This is a genomic window from Bacteroides luti, assembly GCF_900128905.1.
In the GTDB taxonomy this organism is placed as follows: domain Bacteria; phylum Bacteroidota; class Bacteroidia; order Bacteroidales; family Bacteroidaceae; genus Bacteroides; species Bacteroides luti.
In genome coordinates this window covers 349,142-369,375 of the sequence record NZ_FQTV01000001.1, presented here as the reverse complement: position 1 = coordinate 369,375, position 20,234 = coordinate 349,142, and the positions used below count along the sequence as shown (strand labels likewise).

At 38.6% G+C, this 20,234-nt stretch carries 19 protein-coding genes; 14 read left to right on the top strand and 5 right to left on the bottom strand.

The window, feature by feature from the left end:
• The first annotated feature begins 166 nt into the window (after nt 1–166).
• From serC to BUC21_RS01550, 5 genes are all read left to right on the top strand, one after another.
• Nucleotides 167–1,234, top strand: coding sequence for a 3-phosphoserine/phosphohydroxythreonine transaminase (gene serC, locus BUC21_RS01575; RefSeq protein WP_073398754.1), 1,068 nt, complete (start codon nt 167–169; stop codon nt 1,232–1,234).
• Between the two features lie 96 nt (nt 1,235–1,330).
• Nucleotides 1,331–2,251 (top strand): NAD(P)-dependent oxidoreductase, encoded by a 921-nt coding sequence (locus BUC21_RS01570; protein ID WP_073398753.1) that lies wholly within the window; start codon nt 1,331–1,333, stop codon nt 2,249–2,251.
• Nucleotides 2,252–2,480: 229 nt separating this feature from the next.
• Nucleotides 2,481–3,728 (top strand): DUF1015 domain-containing protein, encoded by a 1,248-nt coding sequence (locus BUC21_RS01560; protein WP_073398751.1) that lies wholly within the window; start codon nt 2,481–2,483, stop codon nt 3,726–3,728.
• A gap of 121 nt (nt 3,729–3,849) precedes the next feature.
• Nucleotides 3,850–4,479, top strand: coding sequence for an IMPACT family protein (locus BUC21_RS01555; RefSeq protein ID WP_073398750.1), 630 nt, complete (start codon nt 3,850–3,852; stop codon nt 4,477–4,479).
• 34 nt (nt 4,480–4,513) lie between these two features.
• Complete coding sequence (locus tag BUC21_RS01550) at nt 4,514–5,014, top strand: flavin reductase family protein (RefSeq protein WP_073398749.1); 501 nt, start codon at nt 4,514–4,516, stop codon at nt 5,012–5,014.
• Nucleotides 5,015–5,067: 53 nt separating this feature from the next.
• Here the strand turns inward: BUC21_RS01550 and BUC21_RS01545 are convergent, their stop codons facing one another.
• Nucleotides 5,068–6,096: a LacI family DNA-binding transcriptional regulator gene (locus tag BUC21_RS01545; protein ID WP_073398748.1), complete on the bottom strand. Its 1,029-nt coding sequence runs from the start codon at nt 6,094–6,096 to the stop codon at nt 5,068–5,070.
• A 160-nt stretch (nt 6,097–6,256) separates the two neighbouring features.
• Between BUC21_RS01545 and BUC21_RS01540 the strand changes: the two genes are divergently transcribed.
• Genes BUC21_RS01540 through BUC21_RS01525 form a run of 4 tightly spaced genes read left to right on the top strand, consistent with a single transcriptional unit; the run spans nt 6,257 to nt 10,469 of the window.
• Nucleotides 6,257–7,189, top strand: coding sequence for an aldo/keto reductase (locus tag BUC21_RS01540; protein ID WP_073398747.1), 933 nt, complete (start codon nt 6,257–6,259; stop codon nt 7,187–7,189).
• 15 nt (nt 7,190–7,204) lie between these two features.
• Nucleotides 7,205–8,140 (top strand): amidohydrolase family protein, encoded by a 936-nt coding sequence (locus BUC21_RS01535; protein ID WP_073398746.1) that lies wholly within the window; start codon nt 7,205–7,207, stop codon nt 8,138–8,140.
• 21 nt (nt 8,141–8,161) lie between these two features.
• Nucleotides 8,162–9,424, top strand: a complete 1,263-nt coding sequence (fucP, locus tag BUC21_RS01530; RefSeq protein WP_073398745.1) for an L-fucose:H+ symporter permease — start codon at nt 8,162–8,164, stop codon at nt 9,422–9,424.
• A gap of 28 nt (nt 9,425–9,452) precedes the next feature.
• Nucleotides 9,453–10,469, top strand: a complete 1,017-nt coding sequence (locus BUC21_RS01525; RefSeq protein ID WP_073398744.1) for a zinc-binding alcohol dehydrogenase family protein — start codon at nt 9,453–9,455, stop codon at nt 10,467–10,469.
• A gap of 55 nt (nt 10,470–10,524) precedes the next feature.
• On the opposite strand, the gene BUC21_RS01520 is transcribed toward BUC21_RS01525, so the two are convergent.
• Together BUC21_RS01520 and uvrB are read right to left on the bottom strand one after the other, a co-directional pair.
• The gene (locus tag BUC21_RS01520; protein ID WP_245797040.1) at nt 10,525–11,064 is read right to left on the bottom strand and encodes a nitroreductase family protein; all 540 of its coding nucleotides are present in this window, start codon (nt 11,062–11,064) and stop codon (nt 10,525–10,527) included.
• Between the two features lie 84 nt (nt 11,065–11,148).
• The gene (gene uvrB, locus BUC21_RS01515; RefSeq protein ID WP_073398743.1) at nt 11,149–13,179 is read right to left on the bottom strand and encodes an excinuclease ABC subunit UvrB; all 2,031 of its coding nucleotides are present in this window, start codon (nt 13,177–13,179) and stop codon (nt 11,149–11,151) included.
• A 394-nt stretch (nt 13,180–13,573) separates the two neighbouring features.
• Between uvrB and BUC21_RS01510 the strand changes: the two genes are divergently transcribed.
• The 5 genes from BUC21_RS01510 to BUC21_RS01490 all read left to right on the top strand — a co-directional run bounded on the left by BUC21_RS01510 (nt 13,574) and on the right by BUC21_RS01490 (nt 17,144).
• The gene (locus BUC21_RS01510; protein ID WP_073398742.1) at nt 13,574–14,872 is read left to right on the top strand and encodes a phenylacetate--CoA ligase family protein; all 1,299 of its coding nucleotides are present in this window, start codon (nt 13,574–13,576) and stop codon (nt 14,870–14,872) included.
• A gap of 52 nt (nt 14,873–14,924) precedes the next feature.
• Nucleotides 14,925–15,350 (top strand): amino acid-binding protein, encoded by a 426-nt coding sequence (locus BUC21_RS01505; RefSeq protein ID WP_073398741.1) that lies wholly within the window; start codon nt 14,925–14,927, stop codon nt 15,348–15,350.
• A 105-nt stretch (nt 15,351–15,455) separates the two neighbouring features.
• Nucleotides 15,456–16,259, top strand: coding sequence for an outer membrane protein assembly factor BamD (locus BUC21_RS01500; protein WP_073398740.1), 804 nt, complete (start codon nt 15,456–15,458; stop codon nt 16,257–16,259).
• Nucleotides 16,260–16,274: 15 nt separating this feature from the next.
• Nucleotides 16,275–16,610 carry a DNA-directed RNA polymerase subunit omega gene (locus tag BUC21_RS01495; protein WP_073398739.1) on the top strand — a complete coding sequence of 112 codons (336 nt, stop codon included), beginning with the start codon at nt 16,275–16,277 and terminating at the stop codon, nt 16,608–16,610.
• 78 nt (nt 16,611–16,688) lie between these two features.
• Entirely contained in the window at nt 16,689–17,144 is a 456-nt protein-coding gene (locus BUC21_RS01490) for a DUF4293 domain-containing protein (RefSeq protein WP_073398738.1), read from the top strand.
• A 526-nt stretch (nt 17,145–17,670) separates the two neighbouring features.
• On the opposite strand, the gene BUC21_RS01485 is transcribed toward BUC21_RS01490, so the two are convergent.
• Complete coding sequence (locus tag BUC21_RS01485; RefSeq protein WP_073398737.1) at nt 17,671–18,375, bottom strand: porin family protein; 705 nt, start codon at nt 18,373–18,375, stop codon at nt 17,671–17,673.
• The gene (locus tag BUC21_RS01480) at nt 18,362–20,122 is read right to left on the bottom strand and encodes a PBP1 and LysM peptidoglycan-binding domain-containing protein (RefSeq protein WP_073398820.1); all 1,761 of its coding nucleotides are present in this window, start codon (nt 20,120–20,122) and stop codon (nt 18,362–18,364) included. The genes BUC21_RS01485 and BUC21_RS01480 overlap by 14 nt, the downstream gene beginning before the upstream one ends.
• Between the last annotated feature and the right edge of the window lie 112 nt (nt 20,123–20,234).

Sequence of the window (20,234 nt, the reverse complement as noted above, 5' to 3'; positions counted from 1 at the left end):
AACAAAATGTTGTTTAACATATATCGCAACGAATAAATAGAAAGCAAAAAGGGGGATCAAAGCTTTATTTTTATATCAAATCGTTTGTTTCCCCGAAAAAAAACTGTAATTTCGCGGTGTCTTAAAATTATAGTTATTTTTATTGTATAATTAAAACAAACTTCAAATGAAAAAGCATAATTTCAATGCCGGACCATCAATTCTTCCACAATCAACAATAGAGAATACTGCGAAAGCTATTTTAGATTTCAACGGTTCTGGACTTTCTTTGATGGAAATTAGTCATCGCGCAAAAGATTTTCAACCAGTGGTTGACGAAGCTGTTGCGTTGTTCAAAGAACTTTTAAATATACCCGAAGGCTATTCGGTTCTTTTCCTTGGTGGCGGCGCAAGTTTGGAATTCTGTATGGTTCCTTTTAACTTCTTAGAAAAGAAAGCTGCTTATCTAAACACTGGTGTTTGGGCTAAGAAAGCAATGAAGGAAGCGAAAGCTTTTGGTGAAGTTGTAGAGGTTGCTTCTTCTGCAGATGCAAATTATACATTTGTTCCTAAAGATTACACTATTCCTGCTGATGCGGATTATTTCCATATTACAACGAATAATACTATTTATGGTACAGAAATCCGTACTGATATTGATTCTCCTGTTCCATTAATTGCTGACGCATCTTCTGATATTTTCTCTCGTCCAATGGACGTTTCTAAATATGTAATGATCTATGGTGGAGCTCAAAAGAATCTAGCCCCTGCAGGTCTTACTTTCGTTATTATTAAGAATGATGCTCTGGGTAAAGTTTCTCGTTATATTCCTACAATGCTTAATTATCAGACTCATATTGATAACGGTTCTATGTTCAATACTCCTCCTGTAGTGCCTATCTATGCTGCACTTCAAACTCTTCGCTGGATCAAAGAACAGGGTGGCGTAAAAGAAATGGAAAGAAGAGCTATTGAAAAAGCAGACTTGCTATATAATGAAATTGATCGTAACAAATTATTCGTTGGAACAGCTAATAAAGAAGACCGTTCATTAATGAATATCTGCTTCGTAATGAAGGACGAATATAAAGATCTTGAAGCTGACTTCATGAAGTTTGCTACAGAAAGAGGAATGGTAGGTATCAAAGGTCACCGTTCAGTAGGCGGTTTCCGTGCTTCTTGCTATAATGCATTGCCAAAAGAAAGCGTAGAAGCTTTGGTTGCTTGCATGCAAGAATTCGAAAAACAACATTAATTAAGAAACTATTCACCACAGGTTGCGCCGGTTTCATAGATTCTAAGTCTATGAAATCTGCGCAATCTGTGGTGAAACTTTTAAATACATAACACTATGAAAGTATTAATCGCAACAGACAAACCGTTTGCTAAAGTTGCTGTAGACGGTATTCGTAAAGAGATTGAAGCTGCAGGCTATGAACTGGCCTTATTAGAAAAGTACACAGAAAAGAAACAATTACTAGATGCCGTTAAAGATGCTAACGCTATCATTATCCGTAGTGATATTATTGATGCTGAAGTTCTTGATGCTGCTAAAGATTTGAAGATTGTTGTTCGTGCAGGTGCAGGATATGACAATGTAGATCTTGATTCTGCAACAGCTCATGGCGTATGTGTAATGAATACTCCGGGACAGAATTCAAATGCTGTAGCTGAGCTTGCTCTTGGCCTTATGGTATTTGCTGTTCGTAACTTCTATAACGGAACTTCAGGAACCGAACTTATGGGTAAGAAACTTGGTATCCACGCTTATGGTAACGTAGGACGTAATGTTGCTCGTGTTGCCAGAGGATTTGGCATGGAAATCTATGCTTACGATGCTTTCTGCCCAAAAGAAGTTATCGAGAAAGATGGTGCTAAAGCTGTAGATTCTGCAGAAGAATTATATGCTACTTGCGATGTTGTCTCTCTTCATATTCCTGCAACTGCAGAAACAAAGAACTCTATTAACTATGCTCTTCTTAATAAAATGCCTAAGGGTGCAATGCTTGTAAACACTGCCCGTAAGGAAGTTATCAATGAAGCAGAACTTATCAAGTTAATGGAAGATCGTGTTGACTTTAAATATGTAACAGATATTATGCCTTCTGCTCATGCAGAATTGGCTGAGAAGTTTGCCGCACGTTATTTCTCAACTCCTAAGAAGATGGGTGCTCAGACTGCTGAAGCTAATATAAACGCAGGTATTGCTGCTGCAAACCAAATCGTTGGATTCTTCAAGGATGGTTGCGAGAAATTCAGAGTAAACAAGTAACTTATTCTAAATATATACTACCATGCGCAGTAGGATATTTAAATATGAAATTATGATAGGCTATTCAATTGGTTTGCTTACTTTTTCATTAAGTAGCATATTTAGAAATAGCCTGTCTGATTTTGCCAAAGGATTTTGCGAGGGCTTTTCTCTTGTTACTATTCTTGCTGGTTCTATTTACATGTGCTGGTGTTTTATTAAGAAGAAAAACCCTTATAAGATTTAATTTATGGCAATAATAAAACCTTTTAAAGGCATTCGCCCACCACAAAATTTAGTTGAAGAGGTAGCATCTCGTCCTTATGACGTTTTAAACTCGGAAGAGGCACGTCAGGAAGCTGCCGGCAATGAGAAATCATTGTATCACATTATAAAGCCGGAAATTGATTTTCCGGTAGGAACAGACGAACACGACGAAAAAGTTTATTCGAAAGCTGCTGAAAACTTCCAGATGTTTCAGGACAAAGGATGGTTGCTTCAGGATAATAAAGAGCAATACTATGTTTACGCTCAGACAATGAACGGTAAAACTCAGTATGGTCTTGTTGTTTGTGCTTACGTTGAAGATTACCTTAATGGAATAATCAAGAAGCATGAGTTGACTCGCCGTGATAAAGAAGAAGACAGAATGAAGCATGTTCGTGTGAACAATGCAAATATCGAACCTGTATTCTTTGCTTATCCTGATAATGATGTGTTGGATGCTATCGTAAAGAAGTATACTTCAAACAAACCAGTCAATGAATTTATTGCTCCGGGAGATGGCTTTGGTCACCAATTCTGGATTATTGATGAAGATGCTGATATAGCTACAATTACTAAGCAATTCGAAGCAATGCCTGCTTTATACATAGCCGACGGTCACCACCGTTCTGCTGCTGCTGCATTGGTTGGTGCTGAGAAAGCTAAGCAGAATCCTAATCATAAAGGAGATGAAGAGTATAACTACTTTATGGCAGTTTGCTTCCCTGCAAACCAACTGACTATTATCGATTACAACCGTGTGGTGAAAGATCTTAATGGTTTGTCTGCAGAGGCTTTCCTTGCTGCATTGGAAAAGAACTTCATTGTAGAAGAAAAGGGTGCTGAGATTTACAAGCCAAACGCTTTGCATAACTTCTCTGTTTATCTTGAAGGAAAATGGTATAGTCTTACAGCAAAACAAGGTACTTATAATGATAACGACCCTATTGGTGTGCTCGATGTTACTATCTCTTCTAATTTAATCCTTGACGAAATTCTTGGAATTAAAGATCTTCGTTCCGACAAACGTATCGATTTTGTTGGAGGTATCCGTGGATTAGGAGAACTTAGCAAAAGAGTAGACAGTGGTGAGATGAAAGTTGCTCTTGCGCTTTATCCTGTTTCTATGAAACAACTGATGGATATTGCAGACAGTGGTAATATCATGCCTCCTAAAACAACATGGTTTGAACCTAAACTTCGTTCAGGATTAGTTATCCATAAACTGAGTTAAATTATACTTGCACCACAGATTATGTGGATCATAACGTCTCTTGCGTAGAGATAGAAATTTATGATACCAGATAATCTGTGGTGTTTTTTATTTCATTACTTTTGTGCATTATTTCTGATTTATGGCGATAGAAGATACATATAAAACAATAACAGAACTTTCGGAAGGCATATATACGGAGAAGCGTAGTAAATTCATTGCTATTGCCATCCCTGTACGTAGTGTTGAGAAAATAAAAGGTTATATAGAGCAATATCAGAAAAAGTATTATGATGCCCGTCACGTCTGTTATGCCTACATGCTAGGTCATGAAAGGAAAGATTTCCGTGCAAACGACAATGGAGAACCTTCGGGTACTGCAGGTAAACCTATTCTCGGGCAAATTAACTCCAACGAACTGACTGATATTCTTATTATTGTAGTTCGCTACTTTGGAGGAATAAAGCTAGGCACCAGTGGATTGATTGTTGCTTATAAAGCTGCGGCTTCAGAGGCTATTGCTAATGCCACAATTATTGAAAAAACTGTAGACGAAGATATTACTGTTTCTTTTGAATATCCGTTTATGAACGATATTATGCGGATTGTTAAGGAAGAAGAACCGGAAATTCTTAGCCAGACTTTTGATATGGATTGTGTTATGACATTACGCATAAGGAAGTCTGCCATGCCTAAGATGAGGGCTAGGCTGGAAAAGGTGGAAACTGCCAGGATTATTGAAGAAGAAGATCAGGAAGAGGTAGAGATTTAAAATATAGATTTGAGTCATTTAAATAAGAACCAGTATGGAACGAATAGAACCAAACAAACTTACAGAAAACTTTTTTGAAAATATAAGTAACGAATGGATGCTTATTACTGCAGGTGATAAGGAGAAATTTAATACCATGACTGCCAGTTGGGGTGGAATAGGCTTTCTTTGGAACAAACCAGTTGCGTTCATCTTTGTCCGTCCGGAGAGATACACATTTGAATTCCTTGAAAAAGGAGATTACTTCACAGTTTCTTTCTTAGGCATGGAGAATAAAGATATTCATAAAATCTGTGGTAAACAGTCTGGCCGCGATATTGATAAAGTGAAAGAAACCGGATTAGTTCCTCATTTCACAGAAATGGGTAATGTATGTTTCGAACAATCACGAATCACTTTAGAATGCAAGAAGCTGTACTCAGACCAAATCAAGAAAGAAGGATTTGCCGATCCTGAATATATTGACAGATGGTACAATACTCATGGCAACTTCCACCAGATGTATGTTGCCGAGATTGTGAATGCCTGGATCTAAATATTGGTAATACCTGAGGATATAGTTATCTGTCTGTTATACTTCACAGATAACTATATTCTTTTTATAGAAGAATCTCTTATTTGCAACTGCGTAGGGATTACAACCTGCTTTATATCCTCTCCGTTTTTTAATTGATTGAGTAGCAAATTACACGCAGCTTCCCCCATTTTATACGTCTGGTGAGTAACGGCTGTAAGGTTTGGCTCCACATAGCAGGCGTGCATTTCGTCAGTGTATCCCACTAATGCTACATCTTCCGGGATTCTAAGTCCGCGTTGCTTAATTTCTTTCATGGCAGCAAACGCAAGCGTGTCGTTCATGGCTACAATGGCATCGGGTGGATTAGGGAGACAGAGTAGTTTCTTTGTAGCCTCCATTCCTTCATCGTAAGTCATTTTTTCGCAGACCACCAACTCTCTTTCGATAGGAATTCCTTTTTCTCTTAGCGCTTCCAGGTAACCATGTTTTCGTTGTTTTACAATATCCAGATGATTGGAACCTCCTATGAATCCAATGCGTCTGGAACCGTTCTCCAGTAAATGCAAGGTTACTTGTCGGGCAGATTCGCTGTTATCGGCAACTACAGACGAGAACATGTTCGTGAGACACACTCTGTCGAAAAGGATAATTGGAATATTGGCATTTGCCAGGTCTTCAAAATGGTTGAAGCTCTTTGTTTCCTGTGACAGGCAGGCTATTATTCCCTCAACCCGTATATTAATAAGATGATCTACACATTGCTTTTCACGCTCGTATTGCTCATACGAGGAAGTAATGATTGCGAAATAACCGTTTTGAGTAGCCACATCTTCTATTCCGCTAATTATAGAGGAGTAGAAGTGAGTTACTATATCAGGTACAATAATGCCGATAATTCGTGGAGTATCTTTCAATAAACTAATGGCAAACGGGTTTGGACGGTAGTTCATCTCTTTGGCTAAAGCCTTCACACGGTCAATCATCTCCTGACTAATTTCAGAACTGCCTTTTAGTGCTCTCGATACCGTAGATATTGAAACACCCAGCTCTTCTGCTAATTGCTTGAGTGATACGTGCTTCTTCTTGTTTGTTGAACTCATTACCGTGCTTATATTTGAATACCATTAATTAAATCAGGGTTCAAATTTACTAAATATTAGTTTTACGCAAAGCTTTGCGTTGCTTTTTAATAGCAAAGCTTATACACATCATCAATAAACATCTATTTTTGATTCAAAATAAACTTTATAAATTAAAACCATGGATTACAAGGAAATAGGAAAGACCGGAATGAAAGTTTCCAGTCTTAGTTTTGGAGCTTCGTCTCTAGGTGGTGTGTTTCACGATATTCGCGAAGCCGAAGGTATTAAAGCTGTATTTACAGCAGTAGAAAATGGATTGAATTTTATCGATGTTTCTCCTTATTACGGTCACTATAAAGCAGAAACTGTTTTAGGAAAAGCATTAAAAGATATGAACCGTGCCGACTATTACCTTTCTACAAAGGTGGGGCGTTATGGTGAGAACGGAGTAAACACTTGGGATTATTCCGGAAAGAAAGCAACCGAAAGTGTTTACGAAAGTCTGGAACGTCTTCACATTGATTATATTGATTTGATCAACGTTCACGATATTGAATTCTCTGATATGAATCAGGTGATTAACGAAACACTTCCTGCTTTAGTAGAATTACGCGAAAAAGGTGTAGTAAAGCATGTGGGTATTACTGACCTTCAGCTGGAAAACCTGAAATGGGTTATCGACCGTGTACCTGAAGGAACAGTAGAAAGTGTTCTTAACTTCTGCCACTATTGCCTTAACGATGATAAACTGGCTGATTTCCTTGATTACTTTGAATCTAAGAACGTGGGTGTAATCAACGCTTCTCCGCTGTCAATGGGATTACTTTCTAAACGTGGCGTACCTGCATGGCATCCGGCTCCTGCTTCTTTGGTTGAAGCTTGCGCTAAGGCTGCTCAACATTGCGAATCAAAGAACTATCCAATCGAGAAGTTAGCTATTCAGTACTCAGTAAGCAATCCTCGTATTGCTAGTACATTGTTTAGTTCTGCTAATCCTGATAATGTTCTTAAGAATATTGAATTCGTTAATGAACCAATCGACTGGAAACTGGTTGAAGAAGTTCAGGACATTATTGGTGATCAGAAACGTGTAAGCTGGGCTAACTCTTAGTTTTTTGAGTTGATTATGGATTTTAAATTAGATTTTAAAATAATAGATGCTCACAGTCACCTGTGGCTGAAACAGGATACTGTGGTCAACGGATTGCCCATCTATACCATGGAAAACGGACGTTCATTCTTCATGGATGAAGTCCGCCAGATGGTTCCTCCGTTTATGATAGACGGTAAAAACAGTGCCGAGGTATTCCTATCGAACATGGATTACGCTCAGGTGTCGGCTGCTGTAGTAACTCAGGAGTATATCGATGGTATACAAAACGATTACTTGCTGAAGGTGGCCCATAAGTATCCCGATCGTTTCTTTGTTTGCGGAATGTGTGAGTTTCGTCGCCCTGGATATTTTGCTCAGGCTCGGGAATTAATAGCTTCGGGTTTTAAAGCAATCAAGATTCCGGCACAAAGACTGCTACTGAAAGAGGGTAGAGTATACCTCAATTGTGAAGAGATGATGAAGATGTTTCACTATATGGAGGAACATGGAATTATCCTGTCTATAGATTTGGCCGACGGTGCAATACAAACCGGAGAGCTGGAAGAGGTGATAAAGGAATGCCCCAATCTGAAAGTAGCTATCGGACACTTTGCAATGGTTACCATGCCCGACTGGTTGGAGCAGGTTAAACTTGCACGATATCCGAACGTAATGATTGAATCGGGTGGTATAACCTGGCTTTTCAATGATGAGTTCTATCCTTTCAATGGAGCAGTGAAGGCTATTAAGGAAGCGGCAGATCTTGTAGGAATGGAAAAATTAATGTGGGGATCGGATTATCCTCGTACCATTACAGCCATCACTTATAAGATGTCTTACGACTTTGTTCTGAAATCGAACGAACTGTCTGCCCACGAAAAAGCTCTTTTCCTTGGAAAGAATGCCGAGAAGTTCTATGGATTCAAAGATCTTGTAGATTTGCCTTACATTAAAAACATGTCTGAATAGAAAAACACAATTAAATATAATATGAAATTAGATAAAAAAAATAGTGCGCTGCCTTTAGCCCTAATCTTTAGTTTATTCTTTCTTTGGGCTATCAGTAGTAATCTTTTGCCAACCATGATCCGTCAGCTGATGAAGACTTGCGAGTTGAGTACGTTTCAGGCTTCATTTACTGAAACAGCTTACTGGCTTGCTTACTTCATCTTCCCTATACCTATTGCTATGTTTATGAAAAAGTATAGCTATAAGTCGGGTATTATTCTGGGGCTTATGCTGGCTGCATTCGGAGGATTGCTTTTCTTCCCGGCTGCCATAATCAAGGAATATTGGGCATATCTTACCATTTTCTTTATTATCGCCACTGGTATGTGTTTTCTTGAGACAGCTGCCAATCCTTACGTTACAGCGTTGGGAAATCCGGCCACAGCTTCCAGACGATTGAACCTGGCTCAGTCATTCAACGGTTTGGGTGCTTTTATCTCTGCCATGTTTCTTAGTAAACTGGTGTTGAGTGGAAATCATTACACCCGCGAATCTCTTCCTACTGATTATGTAGGCGGATGGGAAGGTTATATTCAGACTGAGACTGATGCAATGAAATTGCCTTATCTTATTCTGGCTGCTGCACTGATTATTATTGCTGTTGTTTTCGTATTCTCTCACTTACCTAAAATTAAAGAAGGAAACAGTGTGGAAGGCGAAACAAAAACCGGTAAACTGATCGATTTTGGCGTTTTAAAGCGTTCGCATCTTCGTTGGGGAGTTATTGCTCAGTTCTTTTACAATGGCGGACAGACAGCTATTAATAGTCTGTTCCTTGTGTATTGCTGTACATACGCTGGAATACCGGAAGGACAAGCTACAACATTCTTCGGATTGTACATGTTGTGTTTCCTTAGCGGTAGATGGATTGGTACATTCCTGATGGCAAGATTCCGTCCGCAAAACATGCTTACCGTATATGCGCTTGTAAATGTATGCCTGTGCGTAGTAATTATGTGCTACGGAGGAATGATTGGTCTTTACGCAATGTTGGCCATATCTTTCTTTATGTCAATTATTTACCCAACACAATTCTCATTGGCGCTTAAAGATTTAGGCTCAAACACAAAGAGTGGTTCAGCCTTTCTGGTAATGGCCATTGTTGGTAATGCTTGTTTGCCACAGTTTACGGCATACCTTATGCAGCTTAACGCAAACATATACCATGTTGCGTATGTTATTCCGTTAGTATGCTTCCTTTTCTGTGCTTATTACGGCTGGAAAGGTTATAAAGTTATTGATTAAATAAGAGTTTTTTAAATTAAAATAGATTATGAAAGCGATTCAGATTACAGCCCCCGGAGAACTAAAGGTGGTGGAAGTGAACAAACCAGTCATGAAAGATGACGAGATCTTGATTAAAATTAAGTACGTAGGTTTCTGCGGTTCCGACTTAAATACTTTTTTAGGTAAGAACCCTATGGTTAAACTTCCTATTATCCCTGGTCATGAAGTGGGTGCGGTAATAGAAAGCATAGGTAAGGATGTTCCGGCCGGATTTGAAGTTGGAATGAGTGTAACTGTAAATCCTTACACAAACTGCGGTAAGTGTGCTTCTTGCCGTAACGGAAGAGTAAACGCCTGCGAACACAACGAAACATTTGGTGTGCAGCGTAACGGTGCAATGGGAGAGTATCTTGCCCTTCCATGGTCCAAAGTAATTCCTGCAGCAGATACTACTCCAAGAGACTGCGCGCTTATTGAACCAATGAGCGTAGGTTTCCATGCAGTGTCTCGTGCTCAGGTAACTGACATTGATGTTGTAATGGTTATTGGCTGTGGAATGATTGGCATGGGTGCTATCGTGAGAGCTTCATTACGTGGAGCAACAGTAATTGCTGTTGACCTTGACGATGAAAAGCTTGCGTTGGCAAAACAAGTAGGTGCGGCTTACGGCATTAACTCTGGAACAGAAAATCTTCACGAACGCCTTCTTGAACTTACTGGTGGTCTTGGACCTGATGTAGTGATTGAAGCTGTAGGTAGTCCTTTTACTTACAGATGTGCTGTTGACGAAGTGGCATTTACAGGCCGTGTGGTTTGCATTGGTTACGCTAAGAGTGAAGTTTCTTTCCAGACAAAATACTTTGTTCAGAAGGAGCTTGATATCCGCGGCTCACGTAACGCTATGCCTGCCGACTTCCGCGCTGTGGCAAAATACCTGCAACAAGGAACTTGTCCTAAGGACGAACTGATTTCTAAGATTGTAACTCCTGAAAATGCACTGAGTGCAATGGAAGAGTGGGCTGCAAACCCTGGAAAGGTCTTCAGAATTCTTGTGGAATTTTAAATATTAAACTGTAAAAAGAGCCATCAGGAAGTTTGTCCTCGATGGCTCTTTTTTATTACCATTTCTCGTAATGTACAATCTCTTTCAGTAGTTTTTTGGGTCTGTAATTAGGTGCTTCATCCGGATAACCTACCGTGAGTACGCAAACTACATATTTATCTTCCGGAATATCAAGTACCGGACGAAATTCTTCCTGAGTATACCAGGCCACCCAACACGTTCCCAATCCGAGTTCCACAGCTTGCAGAGCAATGTGTTCAATAGCAATGGATGCATCTCTGATAATCTGCTTTACTTCTTCTTGCGGACTATTTTCATTGATAGAAAAATGACTTTCCTTTATCCGGCATCCTAAATCGGCTATACAGACAATGTGTACCGGAGCTGTAAGCATCCATTTCTGATTATGGGAGACTCTTGCTATCTTTTCTCTGTTTTCATTGGAACGGACAACAATGAAATGACTCGGTTGAGTGTTACTCCCCGAAGGAGCAAGACGAGCACTTTCCAGCAACTCATTTATTTTCTCCTCCTCAACCTTCTGATTCTTATATTTTCTGATGCTTCTTCGGGCATCAATAGCTTTTATAATCATGGCAGAACCTTTCTATTATTGATTATTACAATATATACATTTTGTATTGCAGTACTACCTTTTAAGATACAAAACTATTTGTACTTAATCCGGAAACTTTTCTTTCAGTAAATCTTCCAGCTTGATAAGCTCATCTCTATACTGAGCTGCTTCAAGGAACTCGAGCTTCTTGGCAGCATCGCGCATTTGCTTTTTAACCTTTTCGATATTCTTTTCCAGTTGAGGTCTGTTCATGTACTGAACAATAGGATCGGCGGCAATATTGGTGCCGGTTGGCTCCACATAAGCTTTCGGAACTTTGGTGAATTCTTTTCCTTCTCCACCACCAAATACCGACATCTTTAGTGCTTTCTTGATCTGTTGCGGAACAATACCATTTGCTTCGTTGTAAGCTAGTTGCTTTTCACGGCGACGGTTTGTCTCGTCTATTGTTTTTCGCATACTGTCCGTAATCTTGTCGGCATACATAATTACACGTCCGTTTACGTTACGGGCAGCACGTCCGGCTGTCTGGGTAAGAGATCGGTGGGAGCGTAGGAAACCTTCCTTGTCGGCATCAAGAATAGCTACTAGCGAAACCTCAGGAAGGTCGAGTCCTTCACGCAGAAGGTTTACGCCGATAAGCACATCATATACACCGGTACGGAGATCTTCCATAATCTTCACACGGTCCATTGTGTCTACATCACTGTGGATGTAGTTACATTTAACTCCATTGCCCAGTAGGAAGTCCGTCAGCTCTTCTGCCATTCGTTTGGTTAGGGTAGTTACAAGAACACGCTCTTCCCTCTCAATACGCAGTTGAATCTCTTCCATAAGATCATCAATCTGATTCATACTTGGACGAACATCAATAATAGGATCAAGCAGTCCGGTAGGTCTGATAACCTGTTCCACTACGATTCCTTCGCTCTTAACCAGCTCATAATCGGCTGGAGTAGCACTTACATATATAACTTGTTTAGCCAGAGTTTCAAACTCTTCGAACTTCAGCGGACGGTTATCCATTGCTGCAGGAAGACGGAATCCATATTCCACCAGATTTATTTTACGGGCACGGTCGCCTCCATACATGGCTCTGATCTGAGGTACGCTCACGTGACTCTCGTCTATCACGATAAGGAAGTCGTCCGGAAAGAAATCCAGCAGACAGTAAGGACGAGTACCCGGTTCTCTGCCATCGAAATAACGGGAGTAATTCTCAATACCCGAACAATGCCCCAGTTCACGAATCATCTCCATATCGTAAGTTACACGCTCATAAATACGTTTGGCTTCGTAAGGCTTACCTTCCTTCTCAAAGAATGCCACTTGTTTGGTAAGGTCATCCTCAATCTCATGAATGGCCTTCATTGTGCTCTCTTTAGTTGTCATAAAGAGATTAGCCGGATATATCTTATAACTCTCGAAAGAAGTTATTCGTACGCCCGACAGCGGATCAATCTCATCTATGGAGTCAATCTCATCTCCCCAGAACGATATTCTCAATATACATTCCGAGTATGCAAGGAAAACATCAACTGTATCACCTTTCACCCTGAAGTTACCACGATTCAGATCCACATCGTTACGCGAATAGAGACTATCTACCAACTTGCGGAGAATAACATTCATACTATAAGTCCGTCCGCGCTCTATCTCGATTACATTTTCATAGAAGTCGGCAGGATTTCCCATACCGTAAATACAGGAAACAGAAGAGACAACCACTACATCTTTACGACCGGAAAGAAGGGCAGAAGTAGCAGCAAGTCGTAACTTGTCAATTTCATCATTGATAGCTAAATCCTTTTCTATATATGTGTCACTGCTGGGCAGATAAGCTTCCGGTTGGTAATAATCGTAGTAAGAAACGTAGTACTCAACGGCATTATGAGGGAAAAAACTCTTGAATTCACCGTAAAGCTGAGCCGCCAACGTTTTGTTATGACTCAAAATTAAAGTCGGCTTATTAATGTTCTTAATTACATTGGCAATTGTAAACGTTTTACCCGATCCCGTTACTCCAAGAAGAGTCTGAGCCGGAAGTCCGCTGTTGAGGCCTTCCGTAAGCTGAGCGATAGCTTCCGGTTGGTCACCCGTAGGCTGATAGTCTGATGTTAGTTCAAAGTCCATCGTATATTCTTCAATTAAAGACCGTAAAGTTACACAATTTGGTAAAGAAACATATGCATAAGGGCGTAATTTTAAAAATCAAAACCGGATATTGAAAAAACTCTTCCAATGGTTATTATTTCCTTGTACAAAACAATTAATTCTTTTGTACAGAAGAATGATTTGTTTTGTACAAAAGAAAACAATCTTTTGTACAAGATATTTTTGATATTCCTTTTTGTTTCTAAAAAACACAGTGAATCTTTGAAAAATGACTAATCGATAGAATCTCAATATTCATCGGTTTTGCTTAATAATCTAACTGTAAATAATAGTTTTTCCAATTTATTTTGTTACTTTGCGACAGATTATCACAAAAAGAGGTATAAAACTATAAAAAGCATAGCTAAGAAAGATGATTTGGAACGAGAGTATCGAATGCATGGATCGCGAAGGACTTCGCAAAATTCAGAGCATCAGATTGAAAAAAATGGTGGAATATGTATATCACAACACACCATTCTACCGTAAAAAAATGCAGGAATTGGGTCTTACTCCGGATGATATAAACGGAATAGAAGACATTACCAAACTTCCATTTACCACAAAAACAGATTTAAGAGACAATTATCCATTCGGACTTTGTGCCGTACCTATGTCACAAATCGTGAGAATTCACGGTTCATCCGGTACAACAGGTAAACCAACCGTTGTGGGATATACACGAAAGGATCTTTCTTTGTGGACCGAATGTCTTTCACGCTGCTTTACCGCTTACGGAGCCGATAACAAAGATATATTCCAGATAGCTTACGGCTACGGACTTTTTACCGGTGGGCTAGGAGCTCATTACGGTGCCGAGAACATTGGCGCTTCTGTTATTCCAATGTCCAGCGGAAATACCGATAAACAAATTCAGTTGATGCACGATTTCGGTACTACCGTGTTGTGCTGTACTCCGTCATACGCACTATTTATTGCCGATGCCATTAAGGACTCGGGTATTCCGAGAGAAGATTTCAAGCTCAAGGCAGGTGTGTTTGGTGCAGAACCATGGACTGAAAGTATGCGTAAGGAGATTGAAGAAAAACTGGCTATCAAGGCTTATGATATCTATGGATTGAGTGAAATATCCGGCCCTGGAGTAGGCTTTGAATGCGATCATCAGAATGGAACTCACCTTAACGAAGATCATTTCTTCCCTGAAATTGTAGATCCTCACACCTTGCAACCAGTAGAACCCGGTCAGCAGGGAGAATTGGTATTTACTCACTTAACCAAGGAAGGTATGCCGCTTCTACGTTACCGCACAAAAGACCTTACAGCCCTTCACTACGAGAAATGTGATTGTGGCCGTACATTGGTTCGCATGGACAGAATTCTTGGTAGAAGTGACGATATGCTTATTATTCGTGGGGTAAATGTTTTCCCAACTCAAATAGAATCTGTAATTTTGGAGCTGCCGGAATTTGAACCGCACTATCTGCTTACTGTAGATCGTGTGAACAATACCGATAGAATGGAGCTAAAAGTAGAGGCTCGTCCGGAGTTTTACTCTGATGAGATAAATAAGATGCTTGCATTGAAGAAGAAGATCACTTCACGTTTGCAGAGCGTTCTTGGGTTAGGAGTTGATGTTAAAATCGTTGAGCCACGAAGCATCGAAAGAAGTGTTGGTAAAGCAAAACGAGTAATTGATAACAGAAAGCTTTAATTAATCTGAATATTGATCTGATCATAATTATTATATTATAAATCAAAACGTTATGATAGCAAAACAATTGTCGATTTTTTTGGAAAACAAATTCGGCCGACTAACAGAGGTTACTGAAATTTTAGCAAAAGAAGGTATTAACCTTTCAGCTTTATGTATCGCCGAGAATGCAGATTTCGGCATTCTTCGTGGCATTGTTTCCGATCCGGACAAAGCATATAAGGTTTTAAAGGAAAATCATTTTGCCGTTAATATAACAGACGTAGTGGGCATCAACTGTCCTAACGTTCCCGGAGCGCTTGCCAAAGTACTTAACTATCTTTCTGAGGCAGGAGTGTTTATTGAATACATGTATTCCTTTGCAAACAACGACTCGGCTAATGTAATTATACGCCCCAGCGATATGGAAACCTGTATCAAGGTTTTGACAGAAAAAAAGGTCGAACTTTTAGCTGCAAGTGATTTGTACAGACTATAAAAAGAGAATTCTATATTTGTAATCATAATTTTTGTATTAAAAAACATTGAAAAATTGTGTATTATTCAAAGGGAATCAGTAACTTTGCGCATTATTTTGAATGAAATGAAAAGAAATATCATCCTTACAATACTTATAGCTGGAGCTCTATCATCTTGTGGAGAATATAACAAAATATTGAAAAGTACTGATTATGAGTACAAATACGAGGCAGCAAAGAATTACTTTGCCAATGGTAAGTACTCAAAATCTGCCACATTGCTGGAAGACATGCTTATTCAGCTAAAGGGAACTGATAAAGCTGAGGAATCTTTGTATATGCTTGCAATGAGTTATTATAATCAGGAGGATTATAGTACATCTTCTCATTATTTTACGACATATTACAATACATATCCAAAAGGTCAGTTTACTGAATTAGCTCGTTTCCATGCTGGAAAGTCATTGGGTCTGGATACTCCGGAACCTCGTTTGGACCAGTCTGGAACATACAAAGCAATTCAGGAATTGCAGATGTTTATGGAGTACTTCCCACAAAGCTCAAAGAAGCAGGAAGCTCAGGATATGATTTTTGCTTTGCAAGATAAGCTTGTGCAAAAAGAATATTTAGCTGCAAAGCTTTATTTTGATTTGGGAAATTATATGGGTAATAACTATCAGTCTTGTGTAATCACTGCACAAAATGCTTTAAAGGATTATCCGTATGCAAAGCTTCGTGAAGACCTTTCAATCTTAGTACTTCGATCTAAATATCAGATGGCAGTTCAAAGTATTCAAGAAAAGAAAGTAGAACGTTTTCGCGATGCAGTAGATGAATATTACGCATTCAAAAACGAATTCCCGGATAGTAAATACTCAAAAGAGGTAGAAAAGATATTTAAAGAATCAAGCAAAGAGTTTAAAGATTAATTACAAAATAGAATTATGGATTACAAAAAAACAAATGCTCCAACAAATACCATTACACGTGACATGATGGATCTGTGTTCCGATACTGGTAATGTTTATGAAACAGTTTCTATTATTGGGAAACGTGCCAATCAGATTGCTGTTGAAATTAAAGGCGATCTTTCTAAGAAATTGCAGGAGTTTGCTTCATATACAGATAATATGGAGGAAGTATTTGAAAATAGAGAGCAGATTGAAATCTCTCGCTATTATGAAAAATTGCCTAAGCCTGACTTAATTGCTGCTCAGGAATACCTTGAAGGAAAGGTTTATTACAGAAATCCATCAAAGGAAAAAGATAAATTGCAATAAAAAGTCTTCAGGTAGGCCGTTTCTTTACTGAGGCGGCCTTTCTTTTTTATATGTTAAACAACCGAATTTAAAATAATTATGATACAACGCATTCAAAGTATTTATTTATTGCTTGTAACAGCTCTGCTTACATCAAACATATTCTTACCGATTGCTTCTTTTGTTGATAGTAAAGGAGTGACCTATCCGCTTACTCCGTTGCATGTTTCTTTCCCTGAAGCGGGGTTAAACTATACTCCATGGGGACAATTGGCATTACTTATTCTGGGTGCTTTAATTGCATTTGCTTCTATCTTTCTATATAAGAATAGAAAACTTCAGATAAGAATGAGTGTTTTTAATCTGCTTATTATGGCTGGCTTTTATAGTGTAGTTCTCGTATCTGTTATATTCTTAAAGAATAGCAGTAAGGCTGAACTTAATCCGTCATTTGGTCTTTGTTTGCCGCTAATTGCTATGATTCTTAATTATCTTGCAATACGTGCTATCCGCAAAGATGATGAGATGGTAAGAGCTGCTGATAGAATCAGATAAATAGATCAGAAGATTTTGAGTAATGAAAATCAAGGGGGTATAACTGTAGATTAAATCAGATGAATACTTTCTGGTTTGAATAAATTGAACTCTTTGAGTTCTGAATATATAATCAGTCTTTAATTATCGTTCCAGATTTTTGTGACAAAAGATACAAGAAAGGGGTTGTTCTGTAAAGTTAGAACAACCCCTTTCTTATGCCTTATCCTTTAGGTTTCTCTTCGCTCTAAGGAAAGCTTCTTTGTGCAACCTCTATCATACATCTTTTTCTTTTGATTTCTGTCAATCTTTGAAGTTGCTTTATACATTCAATTCTCAAAGAACTGAAATCTAATCTCTTTTATTTCTTTACTTCTTCGATAAGATTTAAAAACTCGTGCAACTTATATTGAAAGTCATATTGGGAATCTAATCTCTTTTAGTTCTTCGTCGTTAATATTGCTTCATGCAGCGGAAGCATTCCTTGAGCCTATCTTCTTACACCTTATTCTTGCTCCCTTTCATGCTTAGCAGGAAAACAGCGATCTTATTTCGTGAGATCAAACAAGTAAGTCAGTCTTACGGAGATAGTGTTGTGTGATGACTTATCGAAGTTGTTCACGTTAGAATTATCATTTTTGAATATATCACCCAGTCCGAAGTAATAACGTCCTTCCAGCAAGAAATGTCCTACTTTTGAATTTATATCAAAACCGGCTCCTCCTACAAGTCCATAATCTAACTTATTATCAGCCTTTTTGTTATATTGGTAATTAACCTTGTTTGGACGGTTGCTTGCATCCCAGTCACTGCTGAAGTTCTCTTTCTCACTTAGCAAGAAAGCCACTTGTGGGCCCATATTGACAAAGAACTGCGTACCTTGTTCCTTTCCAAATCCCAGATGAGCAAGGAATGGCATTTCAATATAGTTCATAGTGCGGCTGTAAGTGTTTGTGTTATCTTCAATCATTTCTTCCCATCCACGCTGAGAGAAGTTTAGTTCCACTTGTGTGCCGCATATTATGGAAAAATACTTCTCCGAAACATAACGTGCTGTTAATCCTCCTACGTATGCCATATATCCTTTCTGTTTAATAGTAGGATTGAATGATATATTATTGTAATTAACACCGGCATTGATACCAACAGAAAAATTATTTCTTTGTGCTCCCAACTGAGCTGATGCAGGAACTGATAAAGCTGCAAATAGTAGTGATATAATGTATTTATTCATGATCTTATTCGAAATCATATTTAATTAGTTCATTGTTCTTGGAGAAGTTTACGAAGAAAACCTTCTTATTGATAAATCCTCCCCAGTTATTTACACGTTGAAAATTAAAGCCGGTTTGTATGGGGTGAAAAGAATTTTGAGAAAGATGCTTTTCGAATCCTGTGCCATATTCAGACAAGGCATTCAGGAAGAAATATCCCAGATCAAATCCCAGCATTCCAAACTTAGGGTATGTATTTATCATATCCTTGCTATACCATTTTCGGTATGAAGATATGAATTTAACCGTTTCTGGTAACAGGTTGTTGGTGTAAAACGAAGAATAAAAATAAGTATCCAGTTCGTAGAACTTTTCCAAATGATCTTGCGTGTATGTCTGCCATTCTGGGTAACCAAACAAATGGATAGATGTTGCAGGATTCTCTCTTGCCAACAATTGCAATTGCGGTAGCAATCTTATGAGGGTTACATTAGATCCCGAAGTAGGAATAAATACATTCTCTTTCGTGCTACTTAGTGCCGCACTTAAAACAGCTGCATCGTGCGAAGCTTTAAGCTCTTTAAAAGTAATGTTATTGCTTAAAAGCTCATGCTTGAATCCGTTAATAAATTCCTTCTTTTCACCGCTTTTCTCCTCTGCATCCAGGAATATAATATTGGGTGAAGTAAACTTGCGCATAAAGTGCTCGTAGACCTCTGAATATAAATAAGACTGCGGAGTGTTGATCTGGAATACAGAAGGATTATTAAACACCTCATTATCTTTAGAGCTAAAAGGAATAACAAGCTTTATATTATTCTCTTTAGCAAAGGCAGCCAATGGCTTTATCTGATTATTATATAATGGTCCGAAAATAATATTCATTCCTTTTAATTCCTCTTTGGCAAGAATTGCATTGATAGAGGCAGGTGAATTGCCGGAATCGTATGTGTAGATATCCAGAGATGTTCCTTTTCTTTTTAAACTGTCTGCAGCCATAAGAAAACCTTCGTAAAACTCTACCATACGGGCCGATTCTGCTTTCTTGCCAGCATCTAGCATGAATGGTAAAATCACTGCAGCCTTTATTACAGAAAGCTTTTTGTCTCTGTTCTTTTTAGCGTTGAATAGCTCAGTATCGCTAGGAATTACTTTTGCTTCAACTTTAGGAGTAGGATAGGGAATACAAATAAATTCTCCCTTTTTCAGCCCTTTCTTTATTTCCGGATTAGCAGCAATCAATTCCTCCTGCGTAACGCCGTATTCCTGACTGATACTAAAGATTGTTTCCTTCCTTTTAACCTTATGCATATCCTTGCATTTTGGTTCTACGGCCGGACGAATAGCAGGCTGAGATTTAGTTGCTTTTACCTTCTCGCTATCTATTGTAGAATTAGCAGGCAACACAATAACCTGTCCCACTTTAAAGTTCTCGGCACTTAATCCAGGATTTACTTCACAAATATCCTCAGCAGTTACATTATACTTCACAGTCAGCCCGTAAAGAGTTTCTCCGCTTTGTATTGTATGAAATTGTCTGGATTGTTTCTTTGTCTTGCTTTGAGGAATACGAAGTTTTTGCCCGGCAATCAGCTTCTCACTACATCCGGGATTCAACTTGATAATGTCCACTGTGGCAACGTTATATGTGCTGGCAATTGAATAAAGGCTTTGTCCCTTTTCAATGGTATGAAGAAAAAATGAATTACTTTCCTGTGCTATTACCGTGCTCCAGGAAAAGCCTGTAAACAGCAAAGCAACGTATAATGATTTAAGTGAATTCATGTATTTAAATATCATTTTTATTTTGTCCTTCAAAACGAAAAGCAAAGGTACAAAAATCTGTTATATTCACATTATATAATCAGTTAAGAAAATAATATTCCCTTTTTTAATT

Coding starts and splice junctions, on each gene's coding strand:
- serC (WP_073398754.1), top strand. CDS start 167: ATGAAAAAGCATAATTTCAATGCCGGACCATCAATTCTTCCACAATCA.
- BUC21_RS01500 (WP_073398740.1), top strand. CDS start 15,456: ATGAAAAGAAATATCATCCTTACAATACTTATAGCTGGAGCTCTATCA.
- BUC21_RS01525 (WP_073398744.1), top strand. CDS start 9,453: ATGAAAGCGATTCAGATTACAGCCCCCGGAGAACTAAAGGTGGTGGAA.
- BUC21_RS01535 (WP_073398746.1), top strand. CDS start 7,205: ATGGATTTTAAATTAGATTTTAAAATAATAGATGCTCACAGTCACCTG.
- BUC21_RS01560 (WP_073398751.1), top strand. CDS start 2,481: ATGGCAATAATAAAACCTTTTAAAGGCATTCGCCCACCACAAAATTTA.
- fucP (WP_073398745.1), top strand. CDS start 8,162: ATGAAATTAGATAAAAAAAATAGTGCGCTGCCTTTAGCCCTAATCTTT.
- BUC21_RS01485 (WP_073398737.1), bottom strand. CDS start 18,375: ATGATTTCGAATAAGATCATGAATAAATACATTATATCACTACTATTT.
- BUC21_RS01570 (WP_073398753.1), top strand. CDS start 1,331: ATGAAAGTATTAATCGCAACAGACAAACCGTTTGCTAAAGTTGCTGTA.
- BUC21_RS01555 (WP_073398750.1), top strand. CDS start 3,850: ATGGCGATAGAAGATACATATAAAACAATAACAGAACTTTCGGAAGGC.
- BUC21_RS01480 (WP_073398820.1), bottom strand. CDS start 20,122: ATGAATTCACTTAAATCATTATACGTTGCTTTGCTGTTTACAGGCTTT.
- BUC21_RS01540 (WP_073398747.1), top strand. CDS start 6,257: ATGGATTACAAGGAAATAGGAAAGACCGGAATGAAAGTTTCCAGTCTT.
- uvrB (WP_073398743.1), bottom strand. CDS start 13,179: ATGGACTTTGAACTAACATCAGACTATCAGCCTACGGGTGACCAACCG.
- BUC21_RS01510 (WP_073398742.1), top strand. CDS start 13,574: ATGATTTGGAACGAGAGTATCGAATGCATGGATCGCGAAGGACTTCGC.
- BUC21_RS01505 (WP_073398741.1), top strand. CDS start 14,925: ATGATAGCAAAACAATTGTCGATTTTTTTGGAAAACAAATTCGGCCGA.
- BUC21_RS01520 (WP_245797040.1), bottom strand. CDS start 11,064: ATGATTATAAAAGCTATTGATGCCCGAAGAAGCATCAGAAAATATAAG.
- BUC21_RS01495 (WP_073398739.1), top strand. CDS start 16,275: ATGGATTACAAAAAAACAAATGCTCCAACAAATACCATTACACGTGAC.
- BUC21_RS01490 (WP_073398738.1), top strand. CDS start 16,689: ATGATACAACGCATTCAAAGTATTTATTTATTGCTTGTAACAGCTCTG.
- BUC21_RS01550 (WP_073398749.1), top strand. CDS start 4,514: ATGGAACGAATAGAACCAAACAAACTTACAGAAAACTTTTTTGAAAAT.
- BUC21_RS01545 (WP_073398748.1), bottom strand. CDS start 6,096: ATGAGTTCAACAAACAAGAAGAAGCACGTATCACTCAAGCAATTAGCA.